Genomic DNA, 19,320 nt, shown 5'->3' with positions numbered 1-19,320 from the left:
ACTTGCATGTGTTAAGCCTGCCGCCAGCGTTCGTTCTGAGCCAGGATCAAACTCTCAAGTTTAATCATGACTATTGTCGCTAGATGCACGTTTGCGTTTTGACGAGGACACACATCAAATTGCGCTATTAAAGCGCTAAAAGAGTGTACCTCTAGAAACGTGCACCCATCGAAGTCTTGTATAACTTCCACCGGAGTAAACCCCGGATCAGTTCGCAAGAACCTCGCCGTCCACGTTTCTCTTTCTTCTTGTCTTCACAATGTCAAAGAGCTGACCCATCGGCGCAAACCGGACACGTCACTTTGGAAGCAGAGCTTCCTGAGTTCTTAGAGACAAAGCTTTTCGCGCCGTTACCGGCCAAACTGCCTGATCTTTCAGATTTCTGTGCCGCTAGAACTCAGTGCCGGAAGGCGCTGTGCTCTGCAGCGATGACCGGGTTATAGGGGCAGCCCCTTTTCCCGTCAACAGGGTCTACGGAAATTTCGGCAGAAAAATCACAGCCGTGAGAACCCGTTGTGGATTACTCCCGTCAAACCCGCGGCGCATAAGGGCTCGCGGCTATGAGGGATAAATAGGAGATTCCGCGCGGCACGCAAGACCTTATGGTTAATTTTTCTTTGAGACCGCCGCAACCACCACTGCGCAGGCGCTTTCCGGGGTGAAATACTCCTAGTTTGGCCGCATTTAGACATGATGAGTGCTCAAGCATTGATCTCAGGGCAAGCTCTGACTAGGTTAACGCGCGTTAGGGAATGCAAATGTCGGCTCTTTGGGCACGGCACTCCCCACGCGTTTGAATAAACTAAGGATGGTGCGTTGAACGCAGCGCAAAGACGACGTCAGGTTTCGCTTCTCCGCTCCGCTGGCTTTGAAGACAGCCCGGCCTTAACGGTACAATCGACCGACGGCGACATTCCGCAAGGACGTGAACTCAGCTTTGCTTGGCTGAGCGGCACCGTGCTGACTGGCCTGACCAGCGTCCTCGTCATGGGTGCGGCTTTGTTCGTCTCCTTCCAAGGACAAGACACATTCTCGACGGCCTATGCCGCGCTGAAACTCGCAGCACCACGCATTAATCAGCCGGTCGCGACCGATTTCGTTTCCAAAACCTCGCGACAGCGCCCCGTGGCTGCGACGCGTTCGGATAAAGAAGTCATTGAAGCCTCTACCCGCCAAGTGGTGGACGGCCGTGAGGTGATCCGCAACCAGCCGTTCATTCGCATTCGCGCGACCTTGGCCACGACAGCCACGCAGCTGTCTGCCGGTGTCCCCGATTATGATCCAGTGGCTATTCTCAATAAGACCCAGCCCCTGCAGACCGCCGTTCTCGATTTGGCTAAGGACATCTACGGCACCGATATTGAAGGCGAAGTCGCGGTCCAACAGGCCGCCCTACCCGACAATCTGGTCCCCGCACCCGCCATCAGCGATGAACTGGCCGCCGATTTCGTGCGCGGCATCACCCAGATGAGCGTTAGCGGCGACGACTTTCTTCCCGCCCTCGCCTATGCCTCCATCGCTCCATCGGTGCAGAGCTTGGCAACGCCCGGCGCGACCTCCGAAAACATCGTCACCGGCATTGCCGAAAACGTCACCGCTGTGCCCAAGACCACTCTGGGCAGTGACAGCGAAGCGGGCCGTACCGAGCGTTTCTTGACCGTGCGCGCCGTGGGTCCATTGGCAGACACGCTTGTGCGCAATGGTTTCACCCGCAGCCAAGTGGCCATGGTTGAGCAAACCGTCGCCAATCTCATTCCCTCGAGTGGCCTTCCGGCAGGCATTCGCCTGCGCATTCTTTATGGCCCATTGTCCAACGAAGCTTCCAGCCTCGTGCCCTATCGCATGTCCATCTATATGCCGGATGGTGCGCCGGGTGACCGACACGTCGCCACCGTAGCGCTGTCGGACAACGGCAAATATGTGGTCGGCCTGCAGCCTGACTGGGTCGAATTCCCCAAGGAAGACGTCGAGCAGATCAACGTGGGCAATCTGCCCACCGTTTATCGCTCTATTTGGGAAACCGGCCGCAAACACGATTTGGACGACGAAACCATCGAACGCATCATCGGCATGTATGCCTATGATATCGATATGACCCGTCGCATCACGGCCGGCGATACGATTGAAATCCTCAAAACCGGGGAAACCGCCGAAACCAAGCCAGAGCTGCTGTATGTGGCGCTGAATTTGGGGGGCAGCAAGCGCGAATTCTATCGCTTCACCTCGCCAGAAGGCGCCAATGATTTCTACGATCCCAATGGCGAAACGGGTAAGCGCTTCCTCAATCGCCGTCCGCTCGAAGGCGGCGGCACGCTACGTTCGCGCTTTGGCTATCGTATCCACCCTATCTTTAAGACCCGCCGTCTGCACACCGGCGTTGACCTCGCCGCGCGGACGGGTACGCCGATTTATGCCGGTGGCGACGGCGTCATCACCTATTACAAATGGCAGTCCGGCTACGGCAATAAGATCGAAATTCAGCACGTTAACGGCTATGAGACCGCTTACGGCCACCTTTCGCGCTTTGTCGATGGGCTTAGTGCCGGCAGCAAGGTGCGTCAGGGGCAGGTCATTGGCTATGTTGGCTCAACCGGTCAGTCGACTGGGCCACACCTGCACTACGAAATCTCGATCAACGGCAATCTTGTCGATCCTCTAAGCGTGAAATTGCCTAAGGACAATGTCCTGCCAGAACGCAACAAGCCGGACTTTGAGCAGACCATTGCTCAAATCAATGAGCTGATGCAGCGCCAACCGGCGGCTGTGTCAGTGGCGCAAGCCCAATAGGCTTTGGTGTTGAGCGCCGTTCAGAGGCGCTCAACAAACACCGCCAATTCGCATCCGCCCGGCTCCCGAAAATGAAACCGTCGCCCGCCCGGAAAATCAAATTGCGGTCTGGTGATAGTGCCACCCGCAGCCAAAACGCGCGCCTGAGCGGCATCCAGATCGTCGGTTTGAACAATCGCCAGCGGCGCTGATACGCGCTCGCTCGAAGCATCGATCCCAGTGTCGATCCCGGCCTGATCAAGCCCTTCGTAGGAAGGGCCATAATTGATCCGCCCCCAGCCAAACGCCTGTTCAAAGAACGCCCCGCTCGCGTCGCGGTCGGCGCTTGGAAATTCGATGTAGGTAATTTTGTCCGGCATTCTCGCCTCCCACTCTCAAGCCCATGTCGGGCGGAAGTGTGCGGTTGCGCAAGACAGAAAAAAGGCCAGCCCCTGCGGACTGGCCTTTTATCGTCTCTCGATCGGCGTTTTTAGTGCACCGAACCCCCATTGGGGGTGATGACAATGCCGGTGTCGTTCGCGTCAATCAACACGCGCGCCCCGTCGCTGACGGCTCCAGTGAGAATGGCGTCAGCCAGCTCATCCTGAACCGCACGCTGAATGACGCGCTTGAGTGGACGCGCACCATAGGCAGGGTCATAGCCTTCGTTCGCCAACCACGCCCGAGCGGCATCAGTCAGCTCGAGAGTAATGTCGCGGTCAGTAAGAAGCTTTTCCAAGCGTCCGAACTGAATGTCGACAATGGCGCCCATGTGCTCACGACCAAGGCGATGGAACAGCAAAATCTCGTCGATGCGGTTGAGGAATTCTGGACGGAAGGCAGACTTCACCATGTCCAGAACCTTGCCCCGCGCCAATTCGACAGACTCGCCGTCCTTCAGTTCAACCAGGAACTCAGCCCCAATATTGGAGGTCAGGATGATCACCGTATTGCGGAAATCAACCGTACGCCCCTGGCCATCGGTCAAACGCCCATCGTCGAGCACCTGCAACAGCACGTTGAAGACATCGGGATGCGCCTTTTCGATTTCGTCGAAAAGGATCACCTGATAGGGCCGACGCCGCACAGCTTCGGTGAGCACGCCGCCTTCATCGTAGCCGACATAGCCCGGAGGCGCGCCGATCAAACGAGCGACCGAGTGCTTTTCCATGAACTCCGACATGTCGAGGCGGACCATTGCTGTCTCATCGTCGAAGAGGAATTGCGCCAAAGCTTTGGTCAGCTCGGTCTTGCCCACGCCGGTTGGCCCGAGGAACATGAACGAGCCAATCGGACGGTGCGGATCCTGCAGACCAGCACGCGACCGCCGTACGGCTTTGGAAACCGCCCGCACAGCTTCGGCCTGCCCGATCACACGTCCACCCAGCGAGGCCTCCATGTGCAGCAGTTTTTCCTTTTCGCCCTCGAGCATGCGATCAACAGGAATGCCGGTCCAGCGGCTCACCACGCCAGCAATGTCGCTCGCGTCCACGGTTTCCTTCGCCATCAAGGGCGCAGCGCCGCCATCGCCAGCCTCGGCAGCGCCAAGGCGCTTTTCGAGATCCGGAATAACGCCATAGGCAAGCTCGCCCGCTTTGGCGAGATCGCCCTGCCGCTGCGCAATTTCCAGCTGACCGCGTGCGGTATCGAGCGCTTCCTTGAGCTTGGTCGACCCCTGCAAACGCTCTTTTTCCGCCAGCCACTTGGCCGACAGTGTTTGCGCTTCTTCTTCCAGCCCAGCCAAATCCTGCTCAAGCCGCACAAGGCGGGTCTTCGAGCCGTCGTCGGTTTCCTTCTTGAGCGCTTCGCGTTCAATCTTGAGCTGCATGATCTTGCGATCCAGCTCATCGAGCGCCTCGGGCTTGCTGTCGACAGCCATACGCAGGCGCGCCGCCGCCTCGTCCATCAGATCGATGGCCTTATCGGGCAGAAAGCGGTCGGTAATATAGCGGTTCGACAGCGTTGCCGCGCTCACAAGAGCCGAGTCCGAAATGCGGATGCCATGATGCAGCTCGTATTTCTCCTTGAGCCCGCGCAGGATCGAAATCGTATCTTCGACGGTCGGCTCGGAGACGAACACTGGCTGGAAACGACGGGCGAGCGCGGGGTCCTTTTCCACGTGCTTACGATACTCGTCGAGCGTCGTCGCGCCAACGCAATGCAGCTCACCGCGCGCCAAGGCGGGCTTGAGCAAGTTGGACGCGTCCATTGCGCCTTCGCCCTTACCCGCGCCGACAAGCGTGTGCATTTCGTCGATGAACAAAATGATCTGCCCATCAGCCGCCGTCACTTCGTTGAGCACGCCTTTGAGGCGCTCTTCAAACTCACCACGATATTTCGCGCCCGCGATCAACGAACCCATGTCCAACGCCAGAAGGCTCTTGTTCTTGAGGCTTTCCGGCACATCGCCATTGACGATGCGAATAGCCAAGCCTTCGGCGATCGCGGTTTTACCCACGCCAGGCTCACCGATCAGCACCGGATTGTTCTTGGTGCGGCGGCTCAGCACTTGGATCGTGCGGCGAATTTCTTCGTCACGACCGATGACCGGGTCAAGCTTACCTTCGCGTACATCGGCGGTCAGATCGCGCGCATATTTCTTGAGCGCATCATAGGCGTTTTCAGCCGAGGCGCTGTCTGCCGTGCGACCCTTTCGAATGTCTTCGATAGCTTGGTTCATGCCAGAAGCGGTGACGCCGGCAGCCGACAGCACCTTGCCCGCATCGGTGTCTTTTTCGATCACCAGTGCCAACAGCAGTCGTTCCACGGTGACGAAACTATCGCCAGCCTTGGTCGCCGCCTGTTCAGCGGTTTCAAAGACGCGCGCCAGTTCGCGGCCCATGTAGAGCTGACCATTGTCGCCCGAAACGACCGGGATCTTTTTGAGAGCAGCTTCAACGCCTGCGCGCGCTTGCTTAGGGTTGCCCCCGGCGCGTTCGATCAGGCCATTGGCCATGCCCTGGTCATCATCGAGCAGAACTTTGAGCAGGTGGAGCGGCGAAAACTGCTGATGGCCCATGCCCAGCGCGCCAGTCTGCGCACTCTGAATGAAGCCGCGCGCACGCTCGGTATATTTTTCAATATTCATTCAACTCTCCTGTTCTCACCCGCACCCCGGCCCAATTGGCACCGCAGCTACGGAGGAAGCGTCGTTTTGTTGGATGCCCATAAGCGGCGCATCCTTCGAATGGAGATGTAGGGTGTTTTGATCCGATCAAAAGGGACTGATACGCAATATTTTTAGCCAACCATCAAACCACGGATATTGGGCCTGGCGCGCACCAAACGAAAAATGCCGGACCATCGGCCCGGCATTTCAAAACTCTATTCTGCTGAGAGCCGAAGCTTATTCAGCGCTGGCTGGTGCGCCAGTCAGAAAGGCTGGCAGTTCACTACCATCGGCAACGCCTGCATCCTTCGGCGCAGCATCACCTTCACCGGCAACCGGACGACGGCGACGTGGGCGACGCTCACGCGGCTTGCGCTGTGCGGCTTCCCCGTCCTGCTCAACTGGAGCTGCCGCCGCTTCCGCGGGTGCAGAACCAGCGTCGCCACGAGGCTGTTCGCTCGAGGTGTCAGCAACAGCTTCAGCTTCGCTTTCTGGCTGATGCACGGGCTGAACCGGCTGCGGCGAGGCGAAGCGCGAATTCAATTCGCTGACGTCATCGTCGTAGTCGTTATAGTCGCCGTTCTGCCCGTCACGCGTGCCCTGCAGGGCCTGCTGTGCAGAAGAAACGATGCGGAAATAGTGCTCAGCATGCTGCAGGTAATTTTCAGCCATGACGGAGTCACCGGAGGACTGCGCATCGCGGGCCAACTGCAGATACTTTTCGGCGATATGGGCGGCGTTACCGCGCACCTTAACGTCCGGACCGGTGCTTTCGTAATTGCGCGAGAGCGGATTAACGTGCTTGCGTCCGCCGTTACGGCCACGCTGCCGGTTCTTGTTGTTCTGGTTGTTAGGTCTCATCGGGTCGCTATGTCTAACTCTAAAAGTTAAGCGTCACATCATGGGGCGGATTGGCTAACCGCTCTGGCCCCTACCCCACGGTGACAAATAGCGCACCGAACGGGATCAAAACTGGCTTCATGAAGACCGGGCGCTTTCGGCAACGATCCAACGGAAATCCGTAAAACTCCCTCGCGTCGCTCTGATCACCAGAGCCGCGCTGTCTTAAGACAGCTTCGCGTTTTGGAACTTTTGAGATCGCTGCGGCGCCCATGATGCGCCATTGACAGCACGCTCAAACTATCCGGTTCCCGGCGCTTTGGCCAGCAGAAAATCGCATCTCATGCCCAAAGCGCCTGCTTGTTCAGGCTTTATGATGCGCTTCCACAACACGATCCAGCCCACCATAGTCCTTGTGGACCCGCACCTGAGAGAACCCTACATTGGCAAAAAGTGCGGACACTTCATTGGCTTGGTCGTAGCCGATCTCGACCAGAACCACACCATCTGCCTTCAGATAACCGCCCGCCTGCGCCGCAAGAATACGATAAGGCGCAACCCCATCAGGGCCCCCATCGAGCGCTAACATCGGGTCAAAATTCTTCACTTCGTCCGCAAGCGTGTTGATAACTTCGCTCACAATATAGGGCGGATTGGAAACAATGAGGTCAAATCGCGCCGCGCGATCCACCCCCTCAAGCGCCTCAAACCAGCTCCCAGCCGAAAAGCTCAGCCGCTCCGAAACGCCATTGGCACGCGCATTCTCTTGCGCCATCGCCAAGGCCTCAGGATTGATGTCGGAGGCATGCCCACGCCCGTCTGGTCGATTGGCGAGAATGGAGATTGGGATGCAGCCCGTGCCCGTCCCCAAATCGAGCAGGCGCCCGCCCTTCGGCAGCGCTTTGATCGCCAGATCAACAAGCAGTTCAGTGTCCGGGCGCGGCTCAAGCGTGGCCGCGCTCAGCTTGAAATTCAGCCCATAAAACTCGCGATAGCCGATAATCCGCGCAACAGATTCCCCGGTCAATCGACGCGAGATCGTTGCGTTAATCGCCTCGCGCTGCGCCTCGCTCACACCGTCCATTTCGCGCGTCATCAGCCCGAGCGCATCAAGCCCCAGCGCGTGCCCCACAAGCAATTTGGCGTCGAGCGTTGCTGTGGCCACATCATGCTTGGCCAGTACGTCACGGCAAGCGCGCCAAACAGCGCCGATGGAGAGCGGCGCTGTCAGTTCGACTGCTCCATTGCCGCCAGCTGTGCCGCCTGATTTTCGGTGATCAGCGCATCGATCAGCTCATCCACAGCTTCCCCGGAGATCACCTTGTCGAGCTTATAAAGCGTCAGATTGATCCGGTGATCGGTCACGCGGCCCTGGGGGAAGTTATAGGTGCGGATGCGTTCAGAACGATCGCCCGATCCCACCTGCCCCTTACGCTCTGCCGAACGGGCGCTGTCGCGCTCTTCGCGCTGCATTTCATAAAGGCGCGAGCGCAGAACAATCATAGCCTGCGCGCGGTTCTGGTGCTGCGACTTCATCGCTGACGTCACCACCAGCCCGCTTGGAATATGGGTAATACGCACCGCCGAGTCGGTCGTATTGACGTGCTGACCACCCGCGCCCGAGGCGCGCATGGTGTCGATACGAATATCCTCATTGCGGATTTCAATATCGATGTCTTCCACTTCAGGCAGCACCGCAACTGTCGCCGCCGACGTGTGGATACGACCCGAACCTTCGGTCGCCGGCACACGTTGAACGCGGTGCACGCCGGACTCATACTTCATGCGCGCATAGGCGCCCTTGCCCGAAACATTGGCGATGATTTCTTTAAAGCCGCCCATTTCGCCGGGGCTTTCTTCCATCACCGTGACTTTCCAGCCCCGATTCGCGGCATAGCGTTCATACATGCGGAAAAGGTCACCCGCGAAGAGGGCAGCTTCGTCGCCCCCCGTACCGCCACGGATTTCCAGAATAATCGACTTTTCGTCGGCCTCGTCCTTGGGCAGCAGCAGGATACGGATCGACTGCTCATAGGCTTCGATCTTTTCGTCCAGCTCGGAGATTTCCATCTCCGCCATTTCGGCCATTTCCTTGTCGCCGCTTTTCAGCAGCGTTTGAGCTTCGGCTCGGTCGCGCAGCGCTTTTTTATAAGCCGTGATCTCGCCAACGATGGGCGCGAGATCGAAGTGCTCTTTCGAGAGCTTAGCCAACTCGTCAGGGCTCGCTCCTCCGGAGAGCGCAGCTTCAATATATTGAAACCGCGTTTCCAGAACGTCGAGCTTATCCTGGGGCAAAGATGGCATGGGCAAGGTCTTCCGTATGGTCGGTGCAGACAATCATTGGTGCCCTGCCGTACCTGTTGAATGGGGTTTTCGGCAAGAGCCAAGCGCAAATGTGGCAAGGAAACGCACACCCTGCCCGCCCCGATCCGTCCAGACTTAGCCCACTGGGATGTTTTGTCTCTCGACCCAGGCGGTCAAAAGCTGACGCACGGTCAGCCCGTTCGCACCGACACTGAGCGCCTCTGCGATCTCGTCCTGAATAGGCTTGAGATCTAGATTGAGGATCATCTCTTTGATCGGCCCGATCGAGGCCGGGCCCATCGACAAACGATCCATCCCGACCGCCATCAAGGCCAGCGCTTCAATCGGCTTGCCCGCCAACTCCCCACACATAGTCACCGGCTTGCCATGACGCTTACCCGCTTCCACCACAAGGCGAATAGCGCGCAATCGCGGCAGCGCAATTGGATCGTAAGCCTTCGAGACACGCGGGTTGGCGCGGTCCGCTGCGGTCAGGAACTGCACCAGATCGTTCGAACCAATGGAGACGAAATCGGCTTCCGGCAAGAGCTGGTCAAGTTCGAACAGCAGCGATGGCACTTCCACCATCGCGCCCACTTCGATCTGTGTCGACACCGGAATACCGGCCCGCTTTACGCGGTCGATTTCCTTGGCGATCACCCGCTTGGTCTGCAAAAACTCAAACGTCTCTGTCACCATTGGCACAAGGATTTTGAGTGGCCGCCCATTGGCCGCCTGCAACAGCGCGCGAACTTGCGTGCGCAACAATCCTGGACGATCCAGCCCCAATCGAATGGAGCGATAGCCCATGGCCGGGTTCTCTTCCACGCTTGAGCGTAGATAGGGCACGACCTTGTCGCCACCGATGTCGAGCAGGCGGAATACGATGGGTCGCTCGCCCGCAATGGCCATGGCCTCTGCGTAAAGCTCAATTTGCTCAGACAAACGCGGCAAGCGGCTCGCAATCATAAACTGCAGCTCGGTCCGGAAGAGACCAACGCCACTGGCCCCCGTGTCGTCGAGCATCGGCAGATCAGCCACCAGCCCCGAATTATGCAGCAGGGTGATTTCCACCCCGTCCTTGGTCACACTGGGCTTGTTGCGCAGAGCCGCATAGTGCGCGCGACGCCGCGCCGAAACCCGGACCTTGTCGATATAGGTCTGCTCGACTTCGGGCGTGGGGCGCAAATGCACCTGCCCAGCGGGACCATCTATAATGATGTCGTCGCCGGTTTCGCACATCGAGGCGATGGATTCCGCCTGGCCGACAGCCACGATCCCGAGCGAGCGCGCCACGATGGCGACGTGCGCTGTCGCGCCGCCTTCTTCGAGAACAATGCCGCGCAGCTTGTTGCGGTCATATTCCAAGAGTTCGGCCGGACCCATATTGCGCGCCACGAGCACGGCATTGTCCGGCAAGTCACGCTGCGCATGGAGGCCCGAATTGGTTAGCACCCGCAACAACCGGTTCGCCAGATCATCGAGATCATGCAGACGATCACGAATATAGGGGTCGGTCTGGCGCATCATGCGCGCGCGGGTGTCGTTCTGAACCCGCTCCACCGCCGCTTCCGCCGAAAGACCATTGTCGATGGCCTCGGTCATCCGGTTCACCCAACCACGGTCGTTGGCGAACATGCGGTAGGTTTCGAGAATTTCGCGATGATCCGACCCGGTGAGCATGTCGCCCCGGTCGAGCATGGCGTCGATAGACACGCGCATGCTAGCCAGCGCCGTGTCCAGACGCGCCTTTTCCACCTCAGTGTCTTCAGCTATAAAATTGCTCACGACGACGCGCGGATCGTGGAGCACCACAGTCCCTAAAGCGATACCGTCGGAAAGACTGACACCAGAAAACATACGCGGCCGCCGCAGATCGATATCCGATCCAGGCTTGATCAGATTGTCGAAATCGGAGGTAGCCACCATCTCGGCCAAAATCGTGGCAGTGGTCAGCATCGCCTCGATTTCATCTTCCCCGTAGTGGCGGTGATTGGCGTTTTGCACAACCAAGACGCCCAGCGTCTGGCCCGAGCGCAACACCGGCACCCCAAGAAACGAGCTATAGCGCTCTTCGCCCGTTTCCGGACGATAAGCGAAAGAGGGATGGCTGGGCGCGTCTTCTAGGCTCAGCGGAACAGCTTCCGCAGCGATCAGGCCAACAAGGCCTTCGCCGAGCCGAAGCGTGGTCATGTGGACCGATTCGGCTTTCAGGCCATGGGTGGCGAAAAGTTCGAGCGCGCCGTCGTCGCGCAAAACGTAAAACGAGCAGACGTCGGCCTGCATATTGTCGGCGATGAGGGATACGATTTTGTCTAAGCGATCTTGCGAAGCCAGCGGCTCCGCCATTGTTTCGCGCAACTGCCGCAGCAGCCCACGTGCGCTGCTTGAGATCGTAACCATTGCCTCACCTGGATAGCCCCGGGCTACCCCCCTGCATGGAGGAGCCCGAAGCTTCAGGACAAAGCGATCAGGCTTCCTTCTTGTCCAAACCGTAATAGGTGTGCAGAGCGCGAACCGCAAGCTCGGCATACTCTTCATCGATCAGAACCGAAGTCTTGATTTCTGAAGTGGTGATCAGCTGGATGTTGATGCCCTTGTCAGCAAGAGCCTTAAACATGGAGGATGCAACGCCTGCGTGGCTACGCATGCCTACGCCCACGACCGAGACCTTTGCCCCGCCCTTCGAGCCGGAAAGACGGTCATATTCAAAGCGACCGCCGTTATTTTCCAGCGCCTTAACAGCCTTATCATATTCGCTGTCGGGAACGGTGAAGGTGATGTCGGTGGTCGCGCCATCATCGGCGATGTTCTGCACGATCATGTCGACGATAATGCCTTCGTCGGCCAGCGTGCCAAAGATCGAAGCGGCAACGCCTGGGTTGTCCTTGACCTTGCGCAACGTGATCTTGGCTTCTGCCTTAGCGAGCGTCACGCCCGAAACGATCTGCTTTTCCATGATCTCATCCTCATCGCATACGAGCGTGCCGGGTACACCGACAGAACCGTCAGGCGCGATCTGGGGCGCATTCGGGTCATCAAAACTAGAACGAACGGTCAGGCGCACCTTATGCGCCATCGCCATTTCAACCGAACGGATCATCAGCACCTTGGCACCGAGCGAAGCCATTTCCAGCATTTCTTCGAAAGAAATCTTGGTCAGGCGCTGCGCCTTTGGCACGATGCGCGGATCGGTTGTGTAAACACCGTCAACGTCGGTGTAGATATCGCAACGGTCGGCGCCAACAGCGGCCGCAACGGCCACTGCCGATGTGTCCGAGCCACCGCGACCAAGCGTGGTGATGCGGTTATGGGGCGAGATGCCCTGGAAACCCGTGATCACCGGAACCCAGCCGTTGGACATGCGCTCATTGAGCTCGGTCGGGTCGATTTCGACAATACGCGCCGCCGCATGGGAATCATCGGTGCGGATTGGCACCTGCCAGCCGGCGTAAGAGCGCGACTGAATACCCATTTCCGAAAGCACGACAGCCATCAGGCCAGCGGTCACCTGCTCACCAGACGCCACAACAGCGTCGTATTCACGCGCGTCATGGAATTTTGAGGCTTCATTCACCCAGCCGACCAATTCATTGGTCTTGCCAGACATAGCGGACACGACAACAGCGACTTCGTTCCCTGCTTCCACTTCACGCTTCACATGCAGTGCGGCGTTACGGATGCGTTCTACGGTCGCGACGGAGGTGCCACCAAATTTAACGACGATGCGGGCCAATTGCTTCCCCGGTCATCCGCCGAACCCGGCGGTACGCTTAATGATTGGCCCGGAAATGCCACAAACTACGCTGCGGATCAATGGGAAAGACCCAGGCCCTACCCAAAGCCGAGGCTGAGTGTCCGTACTGCTTCACCTTGCCCACACGGCCCTCTCTGTTGCATAGGTGCTGTAATGGAGTGCCCGATATGACCAACACCACCGTCAACGATGCTGAAATCGCAAAATTCACGGCCATGGCGGAAGAATGGTGGGACCCAACGGGCAAGTTTAAGCCGCTGCACAAATTCAATCCTGTGCGCCTCTCCTATATTCGCGACAAGCTGGTCGCCCGCTTTGGCCGCCATGCAAATTCCATCCGTCCGTTTGAAGGCATCCGCATTCTCGATGTCGGCTGTGGTGGCGGCCTGTTGTGCGAACCGCTCACTCGGCTCGGCGCCACCGTAACCGGGGTCGACGCGGCCGAGCGCAACATTGCCATTGCCAAGATCCACGCCGAGCAAGGCGGCCTCGACATCGATTACCGCGCGACCACATCGGAAGCGCTGGTTGCCGCCGGCGAAAGCTATGACGTGGTCCTCAATATGGAAGTTGTCGAGCACGTCGATAACGTCCCGCTCTATATGAAGAGCTGCGCCGATCTCGTCGCGCCGGGCGGTCTGATGTTCACCGCAACGCTCAACCGCACTGCCCGCGCGCTGGCGCTCGCCGTCATTGGCGCAGAATACGTGCTGCGCTGGTTGCCGCGCGGCACCCATGATTGGAACAAGTTCCTTACGCCCGAGGAAATCATCGCCGAGCTGCGCCGCAACGGCCTCAATGTCACCGACCAATCAGGGGTCAGCTACAATCCATTGAGCGGCGAGTGGCGTCTGTCGCGCGACATGGCCGTCAACTACATGGTTGTCGCTGAACGTCAGAAATAGTGGCCACTATTTCGGTTTCAGTGAACGCGCAATTTGGGGAATTGCTCGGGCCAGTGCGCCCCACGTTCTAGCACCACATAAAGTGTTTCAGGCACCGGCTTAACGCCCATCAGCCGCACTATAACCCGCATTAAGTCATTGGGGTCCGGACGGGGCGAAACACTGCGCTCCATCCGCCCATCATGTCGGCGGGTCAGTGTGCCCGCGCACAAATTTCCATCTTGAACGAAGAGGAGCAACGCAGCGTGTCCGGCTGGCAAGCGGGTCTCACTGACTTGAACATATTCGGTCATTCTGAAAATCACCTAAGAAACCACTAGGTAATTATACGCGGGAGCCAGCACAGAGGTTCCCGGGCTCCCCTGGGCGACCGGATACAATCTCGGCCCTATGCTTAACTCTTCCTCTACCACGCACTGTCGCCCTAACGATCACGCATTCGTGGTCCACTGCAACTTCAGACTTCGCTGTTCATTGATCCGGTGTCGTTCTCCCAACGACCGCCAATGAATTGATGAACTGAAGCAATGCGCGTTAGCTCCAAGCCGACGCGCAAGGAAGTGCTATAATGCGTCTGCGTACCGTCCTGCCCGTCACCGCCGTGATTATGATCACCGCGTCGCCGCTCGATGCTGCCGAAACTGCAGCTCTCTCGCCGGTACCCGATCAAACAGTCTTCGCTTTTGCCGGCGTCATGCACGCGGGCCATTTCAGCGACAGCTTAGAGTTTTGGAACGGCCCCTATGAAGCCAATGTTGCGATTGGCGCGGGCTACCAAAACTTCTTTTATTCTTATGGCAGTTTCGGCCTCGGCGTCGAAGTTGGCGCTGCCCTCAGAACTGGCGAAAGCACATCCGGAGAAATCTGGGCCGGTGGTGTTGCGCGCCTCACGACCTTCGAAGTTGGCCCCCTCAACATTACGCCATCGCTGACCGCAGGGTTTTCGGTCGTCACTGATCCAATTGGGGTAGAAGCCGTCCGGGCGCGCGAGAATAACGCCTCGCCCTATTTCCTCTACTACCTGTCCCCCGAGATTGCCGTCTCCCACGACAACGCGCCCGAGATTGAAGTTTTTGGGCGGATCCACCACCGCTCTGGCGGCTTCGGCACGATTGCCCATCTCGATGGCTCAAACGCTGCGGTCCTCGGCATCCGCTATCGCTTCTAATCGCCTTTCATCGCGGCATTCTGTGCGGAATGCCTCGCTATGTGCAACCAAGCGCGTGTAAGAGTATTTCTATCATTTGCGGGGCCTTCCTCCGCACACGCACTGGCACTGTCACGCCAATCCTTTTCCGATCCAGCGAGACGCAATGAGCTTAATTTTCGGCCTAATCCTTATCCTTCTGCTCATCGCTATCAGCGTCTACATCGCTCTGTCGGAAATTGCCTTTGCTGCCGCCCGTGAGATCCGCATCCGCGCCCTAGCCGAGGCTGGCGATAAGCGCGCCCTTCGCTTTATTAACTTACGAGCCAAATCCGGAACAGTGATCACGGCGCTCCAGATCAGCACCAACGCTGTCTCCATCCTTGCCGGTATCGTCGGCTCTGGCGCCCTCGGCCCTCTCATCGCCTCGGGTTTGAGCACAGTCCTGCCCACCGACGTCGCCACCATCACCGCTGACATCGTCGCCTTTATTATCATCACCTCGGCCTTCGTCATGTTCGGCGATCTCGTGCCGCGCCGTGTCGCCATGATGATCCCCGAGCGCTCAGCGCTTTTGGTCGTCGGCTTTGTCGAAATGCAAATCCGCCTCCTGCGCCCCATCGTCATGGTGTTTTCGAGCATTTCGGAATGGATCATTTCTTTGCTGCGCATCGAGCCTGATCGCAGTGACGAGATCACGACCGAAGATTTCCGCATGATCCTAGCCGGTGGCGAAGCCTCGGGCGCTTTGATGAAGCGTGAGCATCAGCTCATCAACAATGTTCTGGCCCTAGAGCTGCGCTCCGTCACCTCAGTCATGACCGTGCGTGATGACATCGTCTTTCTCGACATCAACGACAGCCGCGAGACGCAGCGCGAGAAGGTCAAGTACCATCCGTTTTCGCGCTATCCACTATGCGATGGTGGTCTCGACAATGTCATTGGCAGCGTGCGTGCCGAAGACGTCCTTGCCGACGCTTTCGATACCGCCAGCGAGCTCGAACTCAAGAAAATCCGCCGCGAAATGGCCTCCGTCCCAGACAGTCTCAACGTCTGGGAAGTTCTGGCCGAATTCCAGGCACAGGACACCGGCGTGGCGTTGGTGGTTTCCGAATACGCCAATGTTGTCGGCATCGTGACCTTCAAAGACCTCATGGCCCCTCTGGTTTTGGGCCTCGCCAATCCCTTTGAAGAACGCCAAATCATGCAACGCGATGACCAGTCTTGGCTGGTCGATGGCGTCACTCCAATTGTTGACGTTATGTCGGCGCTGAGCCTTCATCACATCGGCTTTGAAGGCTCGTTTGAAACCATCGGCGGCTTCGTCGTCCATCGCCTGCGCCGCGCCGCCCGCAAGGGGGATCGCGTTGAGGCCGAAGGCTACCGCTTTGAAGTCGTGGACGCCGACAAGATGCGGCTCAACCAATTGCTGGTGACTAAAATCCCTGCTGCCAAAGCGCACACGAGCTCCAAAACCCCAACAGACGCCTAATCCTCCGCGCAAACGCCTGCCAGTCTATGGTTTTCCACCAAGCAAGCTAGCAAGCAAGAAACCCAAGACAAAAATCTGCGCCGCAACCGTACCCATCGGTACGGTTTCTAGTTGTCGGCCGCCGCTAATGGGTTTATTGACAGGGGAGATATCAAACCGGCCCCAACCGGCTTCCCTGTTCGAGGATGTGCCAAATGCCTGCCTATCGTTCCCGTACCAGTACCCATGGCCGTAACATGGCCGGCGCGCGCGGCCTCTGGCGCGCCACCGGTATGAAAGACGGTGACTTCGGCAAGCCGATCATCGCGGTCGTCAACTCCTTCACCCAGTTCGTGCCTGGCCACGTGCACCTTAAAGACCTCGGCCAGCTCGTCGCGCGCGAGATCGAAAAGGCTGGCGGCGTCGCCAAGGAGTTCAACACCATTGCCGTGGACGATGGCATCGCCATGGGCCACGACGGCATGCTCTATTCGCTTCCAAGTCGCGACATCATCGCTGACTCGGTCGAGTACATGGTCAACGCCCACTGCGCCGACGCCATGGTCTGCATTTCCAACTGCGATAAGATCACCCCCGGCATGCTGAACGCTGCGATGCGTCTCAACATTCCAGTGGTCTTCGTCTCCGGCGGCCCGATGGAAGCTGGTAAGGCCATGATCAAGGGTCAGTTGCAGGCGCTCGATCTCGTCGACGCCATGGTTATGGCCGCTGACGACAATTACACCGACGAAGAAGTCGAACTGGTTGAGCAGAACGCCTGCCCAACCTGTGGCTCGTGCTCGGGCATGTTCACCGCCAATTCGATGAACTGCCTCACCGAAGCCCTCGGCCTATCCCTGCCGGGCAATGGCTCGACCCTTGCCACCCACTCCGATCGCCAGCGCCTCTTTGAGCAGGCCGGTCATGTCGTTGTTGACCTCTGCCGTCGCTATTACGAACAGGAAGACGAAAGCGTTCTTCCGCGCTCCATCGCCACCAAGGCGGCATTCGAGAACGCCATGGCACTCGACATCGCCATGGGCGGCTCGACCAACACGGTTCTGCATATTCTTGCCGCTGCCCATGAAGGCGGCGTCGATTTCACCATGGACGATATCGACGCGCTCTCCCGACGCGTTCCAGTTCTGTCCAAGGTCGCCCCAGCCAAGAACGACGTCCATATGGAAGACGTTCACCGTGCCGGCGGCATCATGGCGATCCTGGGACAACTCGACCGCGCCGGCCTGATCAACCGCGACGAGCCCACCATCCACGCCCCATCCATGGCGCATGCGCTCGACAAGTGGGACATCTCCCGCACCAATTCCGAAGAAGTACGCGAGTTCTTCAAGGCAGCGCCGGGCGGCGTCCGCACCACACAGGCCTTCTCCCAGTCCAACCGCTGGAACGAGCTCGACCTCGACCGTCAGAACGGCGTCATCCGTTCGGCCGAGACGCCGTTCTCCAAGGATGGTGGCCTCGCCGTTCTCAAGGGCAACATCGCGCTCGACGGTTGCATCGTCAAAACCGCCGGCGTTGACGAGTCGATCCTGAAATTCAGCGGCCCAGCCCGCGTCTTTGAAAGCCAGGATGCGACCGTTAAGGCTATTCTGTCCAACGAGATTAAGGCTGGGGACGTTATTGTCATTCGTTACGAAGGTCCCCGCGGCGGTCCGGGCATGCAGGAAATGCTCTACCCAACGAGCTACCTCAAGTCCAAGGGCCTCGGTAAATCCTGCGCTCTCCTCACCGACGGTCGCTTCTCGGGCGGCACCTCAGGCCTTTCCATCGGCCACGCCTCGCCAGAAGCGGCCGAAGGCGGCGCTATCGGCTTGGTGCGCGAAGGCGACATCATCGAGATCGACATCCCGAACCGCACCGTCAACGTGCTGGTCAACGATGCCGAAATGGCTGCCCGTCGCGTCGAACAGGACAAGCTCGGCTGGAAGCCTGCTGAAAAGCGCAAGCGCAAGGTCACGACAGCCCTCAAGGCCTACGCCATGCTCGTCACCTCCGCCTCCACCGGCGCCGTCCGAGACGTCAGCAAGCTCGAAGACTAAGCCTCCGCGCCACAGAGTTACAAAGCCCCGGTCTCACCACCGGGGCTTTTTTTATGCCTCTGAGCAAGATAAAAGCTGTGTCTAGCAATTCGACGTACAGCAAATAATCCGTTGGAGACGACGTTCCCGCATCAGCTACTGGCAGTGTTCGCGTGAAAATCTACTACATTAATCTTGATCATCGTACAGATCGGCGCGAGGCGATGGAGCGCAAACTTGCCGCTCTTGGCCTACCAGCCACTCGCATCCAAGCGGTTACACCCGCAGGCATCGCGGCTGACCTAGTTGTCGGCCACACGAATCTAGCCAATGTAGAGCACGTACGCATTACCGAGCTGGCCTGCGCGCTCAGCCACCATCGCGCGCTGGAAGCGTTTTTGGCGACCAATGACACCTACGCGCTCATCCTCGAAGATGACGTGTTGCTCTCAAACGCAGTCGCCGATCTGCTGCAAACGCCCCTCTCCGGTTTCGACATACTGCGACTTGAAACCTATTTGGATCCGCAGCACTTCTTCAGCACAAAACCGCTCCAATTAGGCGCGTTCGAGGCCCACGAAATCGCCAGCCGCTGCGCAGGCGCGGCCGCCTACATCGTCAATCGCGATGCCGCCAGGGCAATTTTGGCAGAGCGCTCGGCGCTGTCGCGCCCTTATGATTTTGTGCTGTTCTTCCCATTCCGCAAACCCGGTACCGCGCTGCGTGCCATGCAACTGGTGCCCGCGCTCGCTATCCAAGAAGATCGCTTCTTTGGCACGCCTTATGAGGGCGATGTCCAGTTGAGGACAGGCAAGATGGGCATGAAGCCCCGTCACCTCGCAGTGCCGCACGCGATCGCTTACTTCTGGCTCAGCGATGCGCAGATCAACCTCATTAAATTCTGGCGACGTCTATGGGGTAAAACACGTCGTGCCTTTGTCGAACCGGATGCGCTTTTGGCGCGCCAAAAGAACGACTAAAA

The 19,320-nt window shown here is 58.4% G+C and carries 14 protein-coding genes and 1 rRNA gene; 6 read left to right on the top strand and 9 right to left on the bottom strand.

From position 1 onward, the window contains the following. Positions 1-62, bottom strand: a 16S ribosomal RNA gene (locus tag JHC09_RS12735); the annotation flags it as partial. 754 nt (positions 63-816) lie between these two features. Here JHC09_RS12735 and JHC09_RS12730 point away from each other — a divergent pair. Beyond that, complete coding sequence (locus tag JHC09_RS12730) at positions 817-2,787, top strand: M23 family metallopeptidase (RefSeq protein WP_199532211.1); 1,971 nt, start codon at positions 817-819, stop codon at positions 2,785-2,787. A gap of 20 nt (positions 2,788-2,807) precedes the next feature. On the opposite strand, the gene JHC09_RS12725 is transcribed toward JHC09_RS12730, so the two are convergent. The 7 genes from JHC09_RS12725 to JHC09_RS12695 all read right to left on the bottom strand — a co-directional run bounded on the left by JHC09_RS12725 (position 2,808) and on the right by JHC09_RS12695 (position 12,755). Further along, the gene (locus JHC09_RS12725; protein ID WP_199532210.1) at positions 2,808-3,146 is read right to left on the bottom strand and encodes a VOC family protein; all 339 of its coding nucleotides are present in this window, start codon (positions 3,144-3,146) and stop codon (positions 2,808-2,810) included. Positions 3,147-3,256: 110 nt separating this feature from the next. Then, complete coding sequence (clpB, locus tag JHC09_RS12720) at positions 3,257-5,854, bottom strand: ATP-dependent chaperone ClpB (protein ID WP_199532209.1); 2,598 nt, start codon at positions 5,852-5,854, stop codon at positions 3,257-3,259. Between the two features lie 258 nt (positions 5,855-6,112). Then, complete coding sequence (locus JHC09_RS12715; protein WP_169195462.1) at positions 6,113-6,736, bottom strand: DUF4167 domain-containing protein; 624 nt, start codon at positions 6,734-6,736, stop codon at positions 6,113-6,115. Between the two features lie 343 nt (positions 6,737-7,079). Beyond that, the gene (prmC, locus tag JHC09_RS12710; RefSeq protein WP_199532226.1) at positions 7,080-7,928 is read right to left on the bottom strand and encodes a peptide chain release factor N(5)-glutamine methyltransferase; all 849 of its coding nucleotides are present in this window, start codon (positions 7,926-7,928) and stop codon (positions 7,080-7,082) included. 14 nt (positions 7,929-7,942) lie between these two features. Further along, complete coding sequence (prfA, locus tag JHC09_RS12705; protein ID WP_169195464.1) at positions 7,943-9,019, bottom strand: peptide chain release factor 1; 1,077 nt, start codon at positions 9,017-9,019, stop codon at positions 7,943-7,945. A gap of 135 nt (positions 9,020-9,154) precedes the next feature. After that, complete coding sequence (ptsP, locus tag JHC09_RS12700; RefSeq protein ID WP_199532208.1) at positions 9,155-11,422, bottom strand: phosphoenolpyruvate--protein phosphotransferase; 2,268 nt, start codon at positions 11,420-11,422, stop codon at positions 9,155-9,157. A 67-nt stretch (positions 11,423-11,489) separates the two neighbouring features. Next, positions 11,490-12,755: an aspartate kinase gene (locus JHC09_RS12695; protein WP_199532207.1), complete on the bottom strand. Its 1,266-nt coding sequence runs from the start codon at positions 12,753-12,755 to the stop codon at positions 11,490-11,492. Between the two features lie 188 nt (positions 12,756-12,943). On the opposite strand from JHC09_RS12695, the gene ubiG reads away from it, so the two are divergent. Continuing rightward, complete coding sequence (ubiG, locus tag JHC09_RS12690; RefSeq protein WP_199532206.1) at positions 12,944-13,681, top strand: bifunctional 2-polyprenyl-6-hydroxyphenol methylase/3-demethylubiquinol 3-O-methyltransferase UbiG; 738 nt, start codon at positions 12,944-12,946, stop codon at positions 13,679-13,681. A 17-nt stretch (positions 13,682-13,698) separates the two neighbouring features. On the opposite strand, the gene JHC09_RS12685 is transcribed toward ubiG, so the two are convergent. Continuing rightward, positions 13,699-13,974 (bottom strand): hypothetical protein, encoded by a 276-nt coding sequence (locus JHC09_RS12685; RefSeq protein WP_169195468.1) that lies wholly within the window; start codon positions 13,972-13,974, stop codon positions 13,699-13,701. A 275-nt stretch (positions 13,975-14,249) separates the two neighbouring features. On the opposite strand from JHC09_RS12685, the gene JHC09_RS12680 reads away from it, so the two are divergent. The 4 genes from JHC09_RS12680 to JHC09_RS12665 all read left to right on the top strand — a co-directional run bounded on the left by JHC09_RS12680 (position 14,250) and on the right by JHC09_RS12665 (position 19,318). Beyond that, a complete protein-coding gene (locus JHC09_RS12680) occupies positions 14,250-14,849 on the top strand; it encodes a hypothetical protein (RefSeq protein ID WP_199532205.1) in 600 nt (199 codons plus the stop codon). A gap of 145 nt (positions 14,850-14,994) precedes the next feature. Next, the gene (locus JHC09_RS12675; protein WP_169195470.1) at positions 14,995-16,320 is read left to right on the top strand and encodes a hemolysin family protein; all 1,326 of its coding nucleotides are present in this window, start codon (positions 14,995-14,997) and stop codon (positions 16,318-16,320) included. 194 nt (positions 16,321-16,514) lie between these two features. Continuing rightward, positions 16,515-18,359 (top strand): dihydroxy-acid dehydratase, encoded by a 1,845-nt coding sequence (gene ilvD / locus JHC09_RS12670; RefSeq protein WP_199532204.1) that lies wholly within the window; start codon positions 16,515-16,517, stop codon positions 18,357-18,359. A gap of 152 nt (positions 18,360-18,511) precedes the next feature. After that, positions 18,512-19,318: a glycosyltransferase family 25 protein gene (locus JHC09_RS12665; protein ID WP_199532203.1), complete on the top strand. Its 807-nt coding sequence runs from the start codon at positions 18,512-18,514 to the stop codon at positions 19,316-19,318. Positions 19,319-19,320 lie beyond the last annotated feature (2 nt).

The sequence above is a fragment of the Devosia sp. MC532 genome (assembly GCF_016461625.1).
Classification (GTDB): domain Bacteria; phylum Pseudomonadota; class Alphaproteobacteria; order Rhizobiales; family Devosiaceae; genus Devosia.
This window is presented reverse-complemented; position numbering and strand designations above follow the sequence as displayed.

Bases quoted from the DNA above. Each gene is read 5' to 3' on its own strand.
- ilvD (WP_199532204.1), top strand. From the start codon at position 16,515: ATGCCTGCCTATCGTTCCCGTACCAGTACCCATGGCCGTAACATGGCC.
- ptsP (WP_199532208.1), bottom strand. From the start codon at position 11,422: ATGGTTACGATCTCAAGCAGCGCACGTGGGCTGCTGCGGCAGTTGCGC.
- clpB (WP_199532209.1), bottom strand. From the start codon at position 5,854: ATGAATATTGAAAAATATACCGAGCGTGCGCGCGGCTTCATTCAGAGT.
- JHC09_RS12675 (WP_169195470.1), top strand. From the start codon at position 14,995: ATGAGCTTAATTTTCGGCCTAATCCTTATCCTTCTGCTCATCGCTATC.
- JHC09_RS12725 (WP_199532210.1), bottom strand. From the start codon at position 3,146: ATGCCGGACAAAATTACCTACATCGAATTTCCAAGCGCCGACCGCGAC.
- JHC09_RS12685 (WP_169195468.1), bottom strand. From the start codon at position 13,974: ATGACCGAATATGTTCAAGTCAGTGAGACCCGCTTGCCAGCCGGACAC.
- JHC09_RS12715 (WP_169195462.1), bottom strand. From the start codon at position 6,736: ATGAGACCTAACAACCAGAACAACAAGAACCGGCAGCGTGGCCGTAAC.
- prfA (WP_169195464.1), bottom strand. From the start codon at position 9,019: ATGCCATCTTTGCCCCAGGATAAGCTCGACGTTCTGGAAACGCGGTTT.
- JHC09_RS12680 (WP_199532205.1), top strand. From the start codon at position 14,250: ATGCGTCTGCGTACCGTCCTGCCCGTCACCGCCGTGATTATGATCACC.
- ubiG (WP_199532206.1), top strand. From the start codon at position 12,944: ATGACCAACACCACCGTCAACGATGCTGAAATCGCAAAATTCACGGCC.